Source organism: Dorea acetigenes (assembly GCF_025567385.1).
GTDB classification, from domain to species: domain Bacteria; phylum Bacillota; class Clostridia; order Lachnospirales; family Lachnospiraceae; genus Claveliimonas; species Claveliimonas acetigenes.
Genome location: NZ_JAOQJU010000006.1, coordinates 2,501 through 16,033 on the forward strand (window position 1 = coordinate 2,501; position 13,533 = coordinate 16,033).

The following is a 13,533-nucleotide window of genomic DNA, read 5'->3' on the forward strand; positions in this document are numbered from 1 at the left end:
TCATCTTGGCTTCGCCAATGCTCATTTGCTTCGATTTCAAAAAGCAAGCTTTTTAAATCTCAGCTTCATTCGCGCAGTTCTTAGCTGTTCTCTGAATTTTCTCTTTTTAGAATTTTCAGGGTCGTTGTCTATTGTTCAGTTATCAAGGTTCCGTTTTGCTGTCTCACTGAGTCAGCTCAAACATAATATCATTTCATCTTCCTCGTGTCAAGTACTTTTTAAAAGTTTTTTCACATTTCTTTAACTTGTTTTTTACACACGCAACATTTGCTCAATAGACAAACTATTTCACTATATTTTGTGCTTCACGATTTCAATTCAGATATTTTTTGGGGTGAATATCCAATATTCACCAACGGAGAAGGAGGGATTTGAACCCTCGCGCCGCTATTAACGACCTACTCCCTTTCCAGGGGAGCCCCTTCGGCCAGCTTGGGTACTTCTCCAAATTGCCTTTATTTCCCCGTAAAAAAAGCTACCCTCACTACCTGGTAGTTTTTTTTCGGAAGCGGAGAGGGTGGGATTCGAACCCACGCGCCCTCTCGGACAAACGGTTTTCAAGACCGCCTCGTTATGACCACTTCGATACCTCTCCACATTATTAAAATCAACCGCCATCGTCGACGGCAATCGTTATTTTAGCACACAGAAATCCTTTCGTCAATAACTTATTTACAAGAATTTATATTTTTTCACAAATATTTCTGCAATATCCAAATCCCCGGCTGTCGTAATCTTTATGTTTTCATAAGAACCCATAACCAGCTTCACCGGGACATGCATCTGCTGTTCTACTGCCATTGCATCGTCTGTCACCTGAATATGTTCTTCCTTCATCATCCGTGAATACGCTTCTATAATCAACGAACTTTCAAAAACCTGCGGAGTCTGGACAATCCAAACACGATCTCGTTCTGGCGTACTTGCCGCGAATCCGTTTCTGTCGGATAATTTCACCGTATCTTTACTCGGGACGCCGACCACACACGCACGGTACTTTTCTACCCCCTCGTAAGCCCTCTCTAACATTTCTTCATTTACGAAAGGCCTCGCACAGTCATGAATAAATACGAAACTCTCTTCTTTCTCGGATTTCCGGCGCTCTTTTAGTATCTGAAGCCCATTCCAGACAGAATCGTATCTTTCCTTTCCCCCCTCTACAATACGGCTTACTTTGTTAAAATGGTAAAAATCTACAATATTCTCCTGCACATATTCTATCTCTCCACTGCCAACTACCAATATTACCTCATCAATGATCTGGGACTGTTCAAAAACATGCAAAGAATAATATATCAACGGTTTCCCGCTAATATCCAGATATTGTTTCTGTATCTTCGTTCCCATTCTTTTTCCCTGCCCTCCTGCAAGGACAATCGCCGCGCAATGCTTCTTCTCCATAATTACCGTTCTCCCAACTTCAGATTCGGAACAGCATTCAGATCCCATCCATGTCTGGTTCCTTTTTTATACTCATAATACGCAGCCACTCCTATCATAGCCGCATTGTCTGTGCAGAAAATCGGTGACGGATAATAAAAATCAATCTCCCGCTCCTCGCACGCCTGCTTCATAGCACTCCGGAGTGCACTATTAGAGGCCACGCCTCCGGCAATGGCAAATTTCTTCAATCCGTACTCTTCTACTGCATGCATGGCATTTTCCACAAGCACGTCCGTGACAGCCTTCTGAAAAGATGCCGCCACATCCGCCTGATTCCAAGTCGCGCCCTTCATCTGACATCCATTCAGATAATTAAGCACCGCCGACTTCACGCCGCTGAAACTGAAATCATAAGGAGCATCCTCCACATGCGCTCTCGGAAATGCAATCGCCTGCGGATTGCCTTCCTTCGACACCTTGTCAATCTTTGGTCCGCCGGGATACCCCAGTCCAATTGCTCTTGCCACTTTATCAAAGGCTTCGCCCGCCGCATCATCCCGGGTTTTTCCAATAATCTCAAACTCCCCATAATCTTTCACACACACAAGATGGGTATGTCCTCCCGAGACAACCAGACAGAGAAACGGCGGCTCCAATTCCTTATGTTCAATAAAATTAGCCGCAATATGTCCTTCAATATGATGAACTCCCACCAGCGGTTTCTTCGCCGCATAGGCGATCGCTTTCGCTTCAGCGACTCCCACCAAAAGAGCTCCCACAAGTCCCGGTCCATAGGTCACACCGATGGCATCTATATCACCAAGCGCCACATTCGCCTCGGAAAGCGCCGCCTGGATCACCTGATTTATTTTCTCAATATGCTTTCTGGACGCAATCTCAGGCACAACTCCGCCATATAAAGTATGCAGGGCAATCTGTGAAGAAATCACATTAGACAACACTTCTCTTCCATTTTTTACAACAGAGGCTGCCGTCTCATCGCAGGAACTCTCAATTGCCAAAATCAACACATCTTTTATTTCACTCATTTTTACGCCTCAATCTATCTTAATCTTCAAAAACCAATTCCACCGTACGCCGATCCTTCGCTGCAACAGCATTTGGAAAAATCGCCCTTACATCTTCCATATATTCTTCCGGATAATTTAACGACGGGCTATAGTGAGTAAGCCACATCTCTTTGACCGACGCATCCTTCGCAAGCTGTGCCGCCTCATAAAATGTCATATGCTTGTACTCTCTCGCCTTTTTTGCCTTATCCTTTTCTCCGTACATGCCTTCGCAAATAAACAAATCCGACCCTTTTGCATTCTCCCGGATAGAATCTGTAGGTCTGGTATCCGTACAATAGGTAAGCTTAATTCCTTTTCTCGGCGGTCCGAGAACCATATCCGGTGTCAGCTCGCGGCCTTCTTCCGTCACCGTCTCGCCCCGCTGCAAGATACCCCAGTACTTTTTCGGGATGGCCGCAGCTTCTGCCCGTTCTACATCAAATTTCCCTGCGCGGTCGATTTCCAGTGTATATCCATAACAAATCACATTATGGTTCACCCGGAAAGCTTTCAGCCGATAGCCATTCATCTCCAGTACCTGCTCCGGCTCTGTAATTTCAATAAATTTAATCTGAAAAGGCAGCTCCGGCGCAATGACACGCAAAGCGTTCACCACCCGTTCCAGCCCTTTCGGTCCGATTAAAGTCAGGGGCTCCGTCCGGTCCGCATTTCCCATGGTAAGGAGCATACCAGGCAGACCGCTGATATGATCTCCATGGTAATGAGTAAAACAAATTACATCAATCGGTTTAAAACTCCATCCTTTTTCTTTGATCGCAATCTGGGTTCCTTCGCCGCAGTCAATCAGAAGACTGCTTCCGTTGTAGCGCACCATCAAAGAGGTGAGCCATCGGTACGGAAGCGGCATCATGCCGCCCGTTCCCAGCAAACATACATCTAACATCTTTTCCTCTACTCTCCTATCGGAACAGCAAATGTTGCAACAAACTCATCATAACATTTTTCACACAGGTCAAAGGAATCCACCTGATTATCTTTTTTTGAAAAATACCCCCACCGCTTATCTACAGATAAAACATCTTCCGTGGGGCAGCCATGATTTACTGCAATTTCCTTTCCGCATTTATTACAAATAATTTTATCGATTTCTTTTGTTTCTTTTAATTTGTACTGGCGCATACAAGATTCCTCCGTCAGAAATTATTTTCGTGCTACGCCTATATTATATCTTCCTTCAAGGCCCGTTTCCAGTGGGAAACACTTCCTTGTCTGTCAACTATCTGCCAATCTCACGGCTCATAAGTATAGCATCCTCCGTGGGATTTGTATAGTAATTCTTGCGTATCCCATCCTGCACAAACCCATAATCTTCATAGAAAGAATATGCTGTCTGATTGCTCTCACGCACATCCAGCAGAAGTTTATTAATTCCTTTATCTTCACACAGATTCTCCATTTCAAGAAGCATCCTTGCCCCCACCCCCTGTCGGCGGTACTCCGGTTCCACTGCAACACGGGCAATCTCTCCTTCCTCCAGCACATAATACAAAATCAGATATCCGATTAATTTCTTATCGTCAAATGCTGTAAGCATCATGGTCTGCTTCTGCATCAACGACTCTTCGAGCGCCGCCGCACTCCAGGCATCCGGAAAAATTGCCTTCTCTAACGCCGCCACCTCTTCTATATCTTCTTTTCGCATTTTATGAATCTCGAACATACGCTTTCCTCCTGTGCTATTACAATTCTGCAATATCCGCAATCAACGCCTCTACTGCATTCTCCCCGGTTGCCCAACTGGTACAGAATCTGACTGCACTGTGTGTCTCATCTGTCTTTTCCCAGAAACAATATCCATATTTCTCCTTCAGCTTTTCCAAATGCTCATCCGGCATAATCGGAAATTGCTGATTCGTATAGGAATCGAATAACAGCCGGTATCCTTTATCAATAAATGCCTGCTTCAACCGCATTGCCATATCGTCAGCATGCTTCGCCACTTTAAAATACAGCCCATCTGTAAACAAAGTGTCGAACTGAATGCCCAGGAGCCGTCCCTTTGCCAACATACCGCCCTTCTGTTTCATCATATAACGAAAATCTTTCTTAAGCGTCGGATTCGTAATCACCACTGCCTCACCAAACAGCGCTCCCGCCTTCGTCCCGCCAATATAAAATACATCCGTATTTTCGGCCACATCCTGCAGCGTCATAGTGCTGGCATCCGACATCAGGCCATATCCAAGTCTCGCACCATCCAGGAACAATGGTAATTCCAGTTCTTTGCATACTGCATACAGCTCTTCCAGTTCGCTTTTGGAATATAGGGTCCCATTTTCCGTCGGATGAGAAATGTATACCATCCCCGGCTGCACAATGTGTTCATGGTTCGCATCTTTCCAATGGAATTCATGGGAATCCCGCACCTGTTTTGCCGTGATTTTTCCATCCTTGCTTGGCAGCGCAAGCACTTTATGCCCGGTTGCTTCTACCGCCCCGGTCTCATGAACATTAATATGCCCTGTTTCTGCGCACAGGACACCCTGGTAAGGGCGAAGAATCGAACTGATTACTGTGAAATTTGTCTGTGTACCTCCCACCAGGAAATGTACATCCGCATCTTTCCTTCCACAGAGCCGACGGATTTTCTCCCTTGCACTTTCGCTGAATTCATCCTCGCCATATCCCGGCGTCTGTAGAAAATTGGTCTCTTCCAGCCGTTTTATAATTTCGGGGCATGCGCCTTCCGTATAATCACACTCAAATAAAATCATTTTCCACCTGTCCTTTCCGCCCGTTCTCTCTCCGCCTGAGATACCCGCAGATAATCCGGCTGATGCTCCGCTGCCGTTTCACATTTTCCCGCTTTATAGTATTCCATTCCCAGCGCCCCCACAGACGCCGCCCTCTGGCGGTTCATATGCGCCGGGGCATACTGATGCAGAACTTTCAGATTTCCGTCCAGATATTCCCGGTGAACCGGTACCCCGTCGCCCAGGAAAATCACTGGCTGTCCACATTGATTCAACTTTTCTGCCAGTCCGTCAATGCCAATCGCCATCTGCGGCTCTATCACGCAGAGCTGTCCATTTTCAAATGAATACATGCCCGTGTATACCTGATTTCTTCTGGCATCCATAATCGGGCAGACAATTCCCGGGACGCCATACAGATTATAAGCAAGCCCTTCCAGCGTCGGCACATGGATTAACGGCTTTCCCAGCGCAAGTCCCAGCCCCTTTGCTGTTGCCGAGCCGATGCGCAGTCCGGTAAAAGAACCGGGGCCTCCGGAAATCGCAATTGCATCGACAGAGTCCAACTCCAGCTCTGTCATTTTCGCCACCTCGTCCAACATAGGCAGAAGCGTCTGTGAATGTGTCTTTTTATAATTTACCGTATATTCTGCCACAGTCTGTCCGTCTTCCATCACTGCCACCGACGCAACCAGACCGGAGCTTTCCAGCGCCAATATTTTCATGCTGATACCTTCCTTGCTTTCTATTTTTCTTCTATAGTTATTCTCCGGAAATCAAATCCCTTTTCCAAATCCTTCTCTATCTTAATCTCCGTATAGTGTTCGGGAAGAATTTCAGAAATCAGGTTTGCCCATTCAATCAGGCTCACGCCTTCTCCATAAATATAGTCTTCATATCCAATCTCTTCCATCTCTTCCACATCACCGATTCGATAAACATCGAAATGATAAAGCGGCAAACGTCCCTCTTCATATATCTGGACAATCGTGAAGGTAGGACTGTTTACCGGTTCCTCAATGCCAAGGCCCCACGCCAGCCCTTTGGTAAACACCGTCTTCCCCACACCCAAATCACCTACCAGCGTAAATACATCACCAGCCCGAGCCTTCTGCCCGATCCGCACTCCCAGGTCATAGGTCTGCTGCTCACTGTTCGTCTCTATTATTTTCGCCATAATGACTCCTTAATCCTCTAAAATACTACTTTTATCATACCACATCTTTTTTTCTTCTGCTACCAGGTTATATTTATTTTAGATTTTTTAGACTTTTCATGCTATAATAGGCCAAAACAAATCATTTATGGAGGTATGGATTTATGAAATTTTCTTTTTACCACAACAATATAAACGTATTTAATCTGGAAAAATCCCTGGAATTCTATCAGAAAGCTCTCGGCCTTACGATAACCAGGGAAAAGGAAGCCGGTGACGGAAGTTTTAAATTGGTTTTTCTGGGAGACAATACCACCCCTCACCTGCTGGAACTGACATGGCTCCGGGATATGGATAGACCGTATAATCTTGGAGATAACGAAATCCATCTGGCAATGCGGACCGATAACATAGAAGAAGCCCATGCGCTTCATAAAGAGATGGGATGCATCTGCTTTGAAAATGAAGCGATGGGCGTCTATTTCATTGCCGATCCGGATGGATATTGGATTGAAATCTGCAGTTAAAGATTGCGCAAACGCGCAATCTATTTAATTTCCACAACCTCATAATCCTGGTCTTCCACCGTCTTTCTCAGTACATCATCCGCCAGCTCCTTATTCAGCTTCACCACTGCCGTACCAGCTTCATGGCTTACCTGCGCTTCATCCACCTCGGGCAGCGCCTCCAGGCATTTCTTGACTCTTGCCTCACAGTGTCCGCACATCATACCGTTAATTTTCATTGTTTTTTCCATCGTTATTTCCTCCTGTTTCTTTTTATTTTTTATTTTTTTGTCCTTACTTGCATCATACATACGGAACCAATTCAGCCGCAGTGCATTTGTCACCACGCAGAAGCTGGACAGGCTCATTGCCGCTGCTCCGAACATCGGATTCAGCTTCCATCCAAAGAAAGGATACCACAATCCCGCTGCCAGCGGAATCCCAATTGCATTGTAAAAGAATGCCCAGAATAGATTTTCATGGATATTCTTAAGCGTTGCCCGGCTGAGCCGGATTGCCGCAGGCACGTCACTTAAGCGGCTCTTCATTAATACAACATCCGCAGCGTCAATCGCGATATCCGTCCCTGCGCCAATCGCAATTCCCATGTCAGCACGCGTCAACGCCGGAGCGTCATTAATACCATCGCCCACCATCGCTACCTTGCCTTTCTGCTTCAGCATACGGATAACGGATTCTTTCCCATCCGGGAGAACACCTGCAATCACTTCATCCACTCCTGCCTGCCGTCCGATTGCCTGTGCTGTCCTCTCATTATCACCGGTCAGCATTACCACACGGATTCCCATATTCTGTAATTCTCTGACTGCCCGGGGGCTGTCTTCTTTCATTACATCTGCTACCGCTATCATCCCAAGATATTCTTTATCTCTGCTAAAAAACAGCGGAGTCTTACCTTCCCCGGCAAACTCCCCGGCTTTTTTCCGCGCTGTTTCAGGGATGATGGCCTTTTCATTGATAAAGTTCCGATTTCCTCCATACAGCATAGTTTCTCCCAGTCTTCCGGAAAGCCCGTTGCCGGGAACCGCCCGGAAATCGCAAATTTCTTCGCCAGCAGCTGCATCCGTATCTTTCCGCTCTTCTGCCAGCTCCACAATTGCCTTTGCCAACGGATGTTCGCTTTTCTTCTCCAGTGTATAGGCCGATTTCAGAAGTTCCTGCTCCGAGATTCCTTCCGCAGGTACAAGGTCCGTCACCTTCGGTTCTCCCCTGGTAATCGTTCCCGTCTTATCCAATGCAACAATCTCCGTCTTCCCTGTCTCTTCCAGCGAAACAGCCGTCTTGAATAAAATACCGTTCTTCGCCCCCATTCCATTACCTACCATAATCGCAACCGGGGTCGCAAGCCCCAGCGCGCAAGGGCAACTGATTACCAACACGGAAATCCCGCGTGCCAATGCAAATCCCATGCTCTGACCTGCAAAAAGCCACACAAGGATTGTCACGGCTGCAATGGCAATTACCGTCGGGACAAAGATTCCTGACACCTTATCCGCCACCTTTGCAATTGGCGCTTTTGTTGCCGCCGCATCGCTTACCATCTGTATAATCCGGGACAGGGTTGTATCCTCTCCCACTCTGGATGCCTCGCATTTGATAAATCCTGACTGATTTATCGTAGCCGCCGACACAGAATCACCGGGGACTTTGTCCACAGGTATACTTTCCCCGGTCAAAGCCGACTCATTTACCGCGCTGCTTCCGTCTATCACAACACCGTCCACCGGAATATTCTCTCCGGGCCTTACCACAAATATGTCGCCAATCTTCACCTGACCGGCAGGAATTTCCATCTCTTTTCCATCTTTCAGAACAACCGCCGTCTTCGGCGCAAGCTGCATCAGACTTTTCAGTGCATCCGTTGTCCGTCCTTTGGAACGGGCTTCCAGCATCTTGCCCACCGTAATCAATGTCAGGATCATTGCTGCCGATTCAAAGTAAAATTCGTGCATATACTCCATGACCGCAGATGCATCGCCCCGCAGCTGCGCGTCCGTCATCGCAAAAAGCGCATACGTACTGTAGCCAAAGGATGCTCCTGCTCCCAGAGCAACCAGCGTATCCATGTTCGGAGCCTTATGCCACAAACTCTTAAATCCACTGATAAAAAATTTTTGATTTATTATCATAATCGTGATGGTTAAGAGCATCTGCAAAAGCCCCATCGCCACATGATTATCCGCCAAAATCTCCGGCAGCGGCCAGTTCCACATCATATGTCCCATCGAAAGATACATAAGCGGTACCAGAAAGCAAAGAGACAGAATCAGGCGTCTCTTTAAAACCGGCGTTTCTCTGTCTTTCAGAAAATCTTCCTCTTTCGCCTGTGTCTGCACGCCCTCGCGGGTGTTTTCACCGGCAGATTTCAAAGACGCCCCATATCCCGCCGCCTCTACAGCCTCTATAACAGCACGGGCATCCACATCCCCCTCTACTCCCATGGAATTTGTCAAAAGACTAACTGAACAGGATGTTACCCCCGGTACTTTCCCTACCGCTTTCTCCACTCTTGCACTGCAGGCAGCGCAGCTCATTCCCGTCACTCGATACTGCTCCATAATCTTCACCTCCATCTATTCTTCCAGCCCTGTCTACTTCATTAATTTCTGCAGGGTATCCACCAGTTCATCTATGGTTTCATCTTTTCCTTCCCGGATATCCTGTGCAACACAGCTTCGGATATGATTAGCAAGCAGCACTTTATTAAAACTATTAAGCGCCGCATTCACCGCTGAAACCTGTATCAGTATATCTGTACAGTAGGCGTCACTCTCTACCATCTTCTTAATTCCTCTTACCTGTCCTTCAATTCGGCTCAGCCGATTCAGCAAATCTTTGTATTCTTTGTCCGGCCGCTCCTTTGTCTTATGACAGCATTCTTTTAATTCTTTCAAACCCATCACCTCTCTTAGCTCTCATATTATACCCCCAAGGGGTATTTGTCAATATAAAAAATCTTATCCATTACGCACAAACAGCGCTACTATACATAATTCCCGCATAGGGTATGTATAATAGCGCCGCTTTTTTCTAAATGCTTCTCTTTTAAATTTTACATTTCATTGCGATGATATACCTTTTCTCCACTCATGTATACATCAACCAAATCATTGACTGCTGTAATATCTTCTGCCACATTTCCTTTTACCACAATCATATCCGCCAGAAGCCCTGCCTTCAGCTGTCCGATGGTATCTGCAAGTCCCAGAACCTTCGCCGGATTGGAGGTTGCCGTCTCGATCGCCTGAATCGGCGTAATTCCATATTCCACCATCAGCTCCATCTCCCGGTTAATCGGAAGCGGCGGTGCGTCATAAAGCACCATGTCGCTTCCGGTACACACGGTAACGCCTGTGTCATAGAATTTCTTAAAATTATCCTTATAAGCATTATATGCCGGTTCAAAAAACGCCATATCCTTCATTGCCTTTGCCGCAATTCTGTCACTCTTATTATATCCGGCTTCCAATTTCTCCTTGCAGAATTCATAAAGCACGGTATACGCTGTCATCGTCGGAACCCATGCCTGTCCATTTGCAGCCATCTGCTGCACCTGCTCATAGGTAAGGAAGGTTCCGTGTTCAATGGTATCAAAGCCGGCATCAATCGCCATCTGAAGAGCCGGCTGCAAACCTGCATGAACCGCACACTTTACTCCTACACGGTGGGATTCATCAACCGCCGCATTCAGCTCTTCCTGGGTAAATTCCGGAAAGCTCACCCTTCCACTGGTCAGAATCTTTACCCAATCCGCGCCGTCACGAAGCTGCTTTCGTATCTCCTTACGTATCTCCCATTCTCCGTCCACCTGTTCAATCCCATCGTCATATCCATGGCCTCCCGTCATGCACATTCCTGCATCGGAATGAATGATCCTCGGAACCTTCACCCATCCCTTTTCTCCGGCAAGCCGAAGCTGCTTGCACAGATTATGGGGAGAAGACAAATCCCTGACCGTCGTAATCCCAAGGCTAAGAGCCAGCTTTGCCTGCTCCTGGGCATAATAAGCTATCATAAAGTCATCAAAAGCTCCCTGATCCGGCTGGCTGTAATAATATCCAAAATGCACGTGCATATCGCAAAGTCCCGGGAGCAGGGTCACGTCCCCATAGTCTTTCACCTCTTCCGACGGATACTTCGCTGTCATCTCCGCCTTTAATCCCACATCCTGAATCACGCCCTCTGCATTTACCACTACCGCGCCGTCCATCAGATGGGTCTTCCCATCTCCCGTCAATACATGTTTTCCACAATAAATCATTTTCCTCACCTTCCCTATCCTATCATCATTTTTATAATCTCTTCGTTCGTAGCACGCATACCTTCTCTGCCAAGCCGCCCCACATTATGAATCGTATTATCTACGCCTTTCGCCACAATTCCATCGCCGCCATAAAATTGCTGCCCATTCCGGTACATATCATAGCCCATAATCCCCGCATCTACTGCAAATGCAATCTTTGCCGCACAGGATGCCTTTGCCCCGTCGCACACAATCCCCGAAACAATCGCCAATGCATTTACAATCGTATGGATAATCTCCTCATAGTCTCCGCCATTTAAATAAGCAATTCCGGCACCCGCTGCTGCTCCGGCGCTTACCGCCCCGCAGTAAGCCGATAATCTTCCAATCCCCACCTTCTGATAAATGGCAGTCAGATTGGACAGTACCAACGCCCGGTACATTTTCTCTTCACCGGAATCTAATTCTTTGGCATATTCCAAAACCGGAAGCGAACAGGTCATTCCCTGATTGCCGCTGCCGGAATTAATGATAACCGGAAGCTCACAGCCATTCATTCTGGCATCAGAACCTGCCGCTGCCATGGCTTTCGCCCGGCTGCGGATCCCATTGCCTTCTGACTTAAGGATTACACTGCCAATATTTGCACCATAATCTCCCTGTAATCCTTCTTTTGCAATCGCCGTATTATACTGTATCTGCCTGTCCAGGACTTCTCTTACATCGTCAATCTCTACACATCTGACAAACTCCCATATCTTCTCCATGGACAGAAGACTCCGGTCTGTCAGTTCTTCCTCCCCTTCACTTTCTACCTGATGCTGTTCAATAATATTTCCGTTCTTCTCCACCAACACAATATTCGTATGGAAATTGGTAATACGTACCTTCGCATATTCTTCTTTTTTATACACTGTAACAATAATATCAAAGGTAAATCCCTCATCCAGATACTCCATCCGAATTTCCACATTTTCCAGATAATCCCGCAGCTTACAAATCCCGTCCTCAGTTACACCGGCAATAACCTCCAATTCTCTGTCTGCCTCTCCACACACAATCCCGGCTGCCGCCGCTGCCGGAATTCCTTTTAAATGTCCTGTATTTGGCACAATCACACTTTTAACATTCTTAATAATACTGCCGCTCGCCTGTACCAGTACCTTTTCCGGGAGTTCCCCCAAAGCTTCTCTTGCCTTCGCCGCCGCATAAGCGATAGCAATCGGTTCCGTACACCCCATCGCCGGAAGAAGCTCCTCCTTCAGAATCTGTACATATGCCTGATAAATTTCATTTGTCCTCTCCATACCGCTCTCCTTTTCTTTTCCACTGCTTTCTATCATTCTGTAAATTCCCCGGAAACAACCTCTTTCACCGCTTCAATCGACATGTCCAGAAAATCAGCAACCACATCGATAGAAACGCCCTGCGACAGCTTCGCCATTATCAGTTCTTTATTCCGTTGTTCTATTCCCTGTTCTATTCCTTCAGCATATAACTCCTCCAGAGCCTTACACATGTCTATCTCCTCCTTATCTTCTTCTCGCACCACATTCTTTAGTTGCTTTTCCGAGTTTAAAAACACCCGCATAACCTGATAAGTTTCTTTATCCACCCTGCTGAAATAGTCTTGATTCTCATGTATATATTGAATGAATTCATCTTTCTGATTCTTATATTTTAACACGCCCAGAATTAGTTGTAAATCCGTCATAAACACTTCTAAATCGTTTATTCTGGCTGCATCTACCAGATTGATATGATAATTAGGAACGAACTTTTTCATCCTATCTATTTCTTTATATTTATCATTCAATCCCAGCATTCCATAAATGTCTTTCTCTCCGTCCCACGGTTCCGCTCCATAGTAAAATACCAGTGTAATAACCGGTTTTAACTTGTCTTCTTTTTTATATCTGGACAAATATTCTGCGTCTGTTGTTTTATCTTCTGCCGCCTTATGTTTCTCCCACATCAAATCTATTTGATTTTTATAAGTAAGCCCGTCATATATCATATTTCTCACAGGCATCGCATAATGAACCTTATCCTGGCTCTCAACGGCCAAAACTGCTAACTCCATTCCCTGATTCCATTGCATAACAATATCTCTATACCGCTCTGCCGCTGTCTCTTTCCCCGTCTTCTCTTCTAACAAGATTTCTGCTTTTCTGTCAGTCGGTTCTAATTCTTCAGCATGGATGATTTGTTTTCCATCAAACAAGATTCCATTAAACAAATCCGCATACCTTTTCTTTTCCGAAAGCCATCGATTTATTTTTACATCATTTTTTCCCATACGTTCTCCTTTGCATAAAATATTCTTTTGGGATTTATCCGCAGAACTGCGGAAGGAATTCTTCAACAGATATAGATTATACTTCCAACAATAGATTTACATAAATTTGGGTTTTTGTCAAGGCCTTTTTACAAAAAG

Annotated in this window: 14 protein-coding genes and 2 tRNA genes; 1 reads left to right on the forward strand and 15 read right to left on the reverse strand. The window is 46.0% G+C overall.

Annotation, left to right across the window (positions count from 1 at the left end; all coding sequences use genetic code 11):
• Positions 1-356: 356 nt before the first annotated feature.
• The 10 genes from OCV99_RS07210 to tsaE form a co-directional block, all read right to left on the reverse strand.
• Positions 357-446 (reverse strand) — tRNA-Ser (locus OCV99_RS07210).
• A gap of 63 nt (positions 447-509) precedes the next feature.
• Positions 510-595, reverse strand: a tRNA-Ser gene (locus OCV99_RS07215).
• A 77-nt stretch (positions 596-672) separates the two neighbouring features.
• The gene (ispD, locus tag OCV99_RS07220) at positions 673-1,401 is read right to left on the reverse strand and encodes a 2-C-methyl-D-erythritol 4-phosphate cytidylyltransferase (RefSeq protein WP_158369424.1); all 729 of its coding nucleotides are present in this window, start codon (positions 1,399-1,401) and stop codon (positions 673-675) included.
• Positions 1,402-1,403: 2 nt separating this feature from the next.
• Positions 1,404-2,432, reverse strand: coding sequence for a tRNA (adenosine(37)-N6)-threonylcarbamoyltransferase complex transferase subunit TsaD (gene tsaD, locus OCV99_RS07225; protein ID WP_158369425.1), 1,029 nt, complete (start codon positions 2,430-2,432; stop codon positions 1,404-1,406).
• A gap of 19 nt (positions 2,433-2,451) precedes the next feature.
• Positions 2,452-3,360 carry a ribonuclease Z gene (locus OCV99_RS07230; RefSeq protein WP_158369426.1) on the reverse strand — a complete coding sequence of 303 codons (909 nt, stop codon included), beginning with the start codon at positions 3,358-3,360 and terminating at the stop codon, positions 2,452-2,454.
• A gap of 8 nt (positions 3,361-3,368) precedes the next feature.
• Positions 3,369-3,596 (reverse strand): hypothetical protein, encoded by a 228-nt coding sequence (locus tag OCV99_RS07235; protein WP_158369427.1) that lies wholly within the window; start codon positions 3,594-3,596, stop codon positions 3,369-3,371.
• A gap of 97 nt (positions 3,597-3,693) precedes the next feature.
• Positions 3,694-4,137, reverse strand: a complete 444-nt coding sequence (gene rimI / locus OCV99_RS07240; RefSeq protein ID WP_158369428.1) for a ribosomal protein S18-alanine N-acetyltransferase — start codon at positions 4,135-4,137, stop codon at positions 3,694-3,696.
• 19 nt (positions 4,138-4,156) lie between these two features.
• Complete coding sequence (locus OCV99_RS07245; protein ID WP_158369429.1) at positions 4,157-5,191, reverse strand: threonine aldolase family protein; 1,035 nt, start codon at positions 5,189-5,191, stop codon at positions 4,157-4,159.
• Positions 5,188-5,895, reverse strand: coding sequence for a tRNA (adenosine(37)-N6)-threonylcarbamoyltransferase complex dimerization subunit type 1 TsaB (gene tsaB / locus OCV99_RS07250; protein WP_158369430.1), 708 nt, complete (start codon positions 5,893-5,895; stop codon positions 5,188-5,190). The genes OCV99_RS07245 and tsaB overlap by 4 nt, the downstream gene beginning before the upstream one ends.
• Before the next feature lie 20 nt (positions 5,896-5,915).
• Positions 5,916-6,347 carry a tRNA (adenosine(37)-N6)-threonylcarbamoyltransferase complex ATPase subunit type 1 TsaE gene (gene tsaE / locus OCV99_RS07255; protein ID WP_158369431.1) on the reverse strand — a complete coding sequence of 144 codons (432 nt, stop codon included), beginning with the start codon at positions 6,345-6,347 and terminating at the stop codon, positions 5,916-5,918.
• Positions 6,348-6,490: 143 nt separating this feature from the next.
• On the opposite strand from tsaE, the gene OCV99_RS07260 reads away from it, so the two are divergent.
• Positions 6,491-6,853 (forward strand): VOC family protein, encoded by a 363-nt coding sequence (locus OCV99_RS07260; RefSeq protein ID WP_158369432.1) that lies wholly within the window; start codon positions 6,491-6,493, stop codon positions 6,851-6,853.
• Between the two features lie 20 nt (positions 6,854-6,873).
• On the opposite strand, the gene OCV99_RS07265 is transcribed toward OCV99_RS07260, so the two are convergent.
• From OCV99_RS07265 to OCV99_RS07285, 5 genes are all read right to left on the reverse strand, one after another.
• Positions 6,874-9,411 (reverse strand): heavy metal translocating P-type ATPase, encoded by a 2,538-nt coding sequence (locus tag OCV99_RS07265; RefSeq protein ID WP_158369433.1) that lies wholly within the window; start codon positions 9,409-9,411, stop codon positions 6,874-6,876.
• A gap of 33 nt (positions 9,412-9,444) precedes the next feature.
• Positions 9,445-9,747 (reverse strand): metal-sensing transcriptional repressor, encoded by a 303-nt coding sequence (locus tag OCV99_RS07270; protein WP_158369434.1) that lies wholly within the window; start codon positions 9,745-9,747, stop codon positions 9,445-9,447.
• 158 nt (positions 9,748-9,905) lie between these two features.
• Entirely contained in the window at positions 9,906-11,114 is a 1,209-nt protein-coding gene (locus tag OCV99_RS07275) for an amidohydrolase family protein (RefSeq protein WP_158369435.1), read from the reverse strand.
• Between the two features lie 14 nt (positions 11,115-11,128).
• Entirely contained in the window at positions 11,129-12,403 is a 1,275-nt protein-coding gene (locus OCV99_RS07280; protein WP_158369521.1) for an L-cysteine desulfidase family protein, read from the reverse strand.
• Positions 12,404-12,435: 32 nt separating this feature from the next.
• Positions 12,436-13,395, reverse strand: coding sequence for an Rpn family recombination-promoting nuclease/putative transposase (locus OCV99_RS07285; protein ID WP_158369436.1), 960 nt, complete (start codon positions 13,393-13,395; stop codon positions 12,436-12,438).
• Between the last annotated feature and the right edge of the window lie 138 nt (positions 13,396-13,533).

Coding starts and splice junctions, on each gene's coding strand:
- OCV99_RS07235 (WP_158369427.1), bottom strand. CDS start 3,596: ATGCGCCAGTACAAATTAAAAGAAACAAAAGAAATCGATAAAATTATT.
- OCV99_RS07245 (WP_158369429.1), bottom strand. CDS start 5,191: ATGATTTTATTTGAGTGTGATTATACGGAAGGCGCATGCCCCGAAATT.
- OCV99_RS07260 (WP_158369432.1), top strand. CDS start 6,491: ATGAAATTTTCTTTTTACCACAACAATATAAACGTATTTAATCTGGAA.
- OCV99_RS07280 (WP_158369521.1), bottom strand. CDS start 12,403: ATGGAGAGGACAAATGAAATTTATCAGGCATATGTACAGATTCTGAAG.
- tsaD (WP_158369425.1), bottom strand. CDS start 2,432: ATGAGTGAAATAAAAGATGTGTTGATTTTGGCAATTGAGAGTTCCTGC.
- ispD (WP_158369424.1), bottom strand. CDS start 1,401: ATGGAGAAGAAGCATTGCGCGGCGATTGTCCTTGCAGGAGGGCAGGGA.
- OCV99_RS07275 (WP_158369435.1), bottom strand. CDS start 11,114: ATGATTTATTGTGGAAAACATGTATTGACGGGAGATGGGAAGACCCAT.
- tsaE (WP_158369431.1), bottom strand. CDS start 6,347: ATGGCGAAAATAATAGAGACGAACAGTGAGCAGCAGACCTATGACCTG.
- OCV99_RS07265 (WP_158369433.1), bottom strand. CDS start 9,411: ATGGAGCAGTATCGAGTGACGGGAATGAGCTGCGCTGCCTGCAGTGCA.
- rimI (WP_158369428.1), bottom strand. CDS start 4,137: ATGTTCGAGATTCATAAAATGCGAAAAGAAGATATAGAAGAGGTGGCG.
- tsaB (WP_158369430.1), bottom strand. CDS start 5,895: ATGAAAATATTGGCGCTGGAAAGCTCCGGTCTGGTTGCGTCGGTGGCA.
- OCV99_RS07230 (WP_158369426.1), bottom strand. CDS start 3,360: ATGTTAGATGTATGTTTGCTGGGAACGGGCGGCATGATGCCGCTTCCG.
- OCV99_RS07285 (WP_158369436.1), bottom strand. CDS start 13,395: ATGGGAAAAAATGATGTAAAAATAAATCGATGGCTTTCGGAAAAGAAA.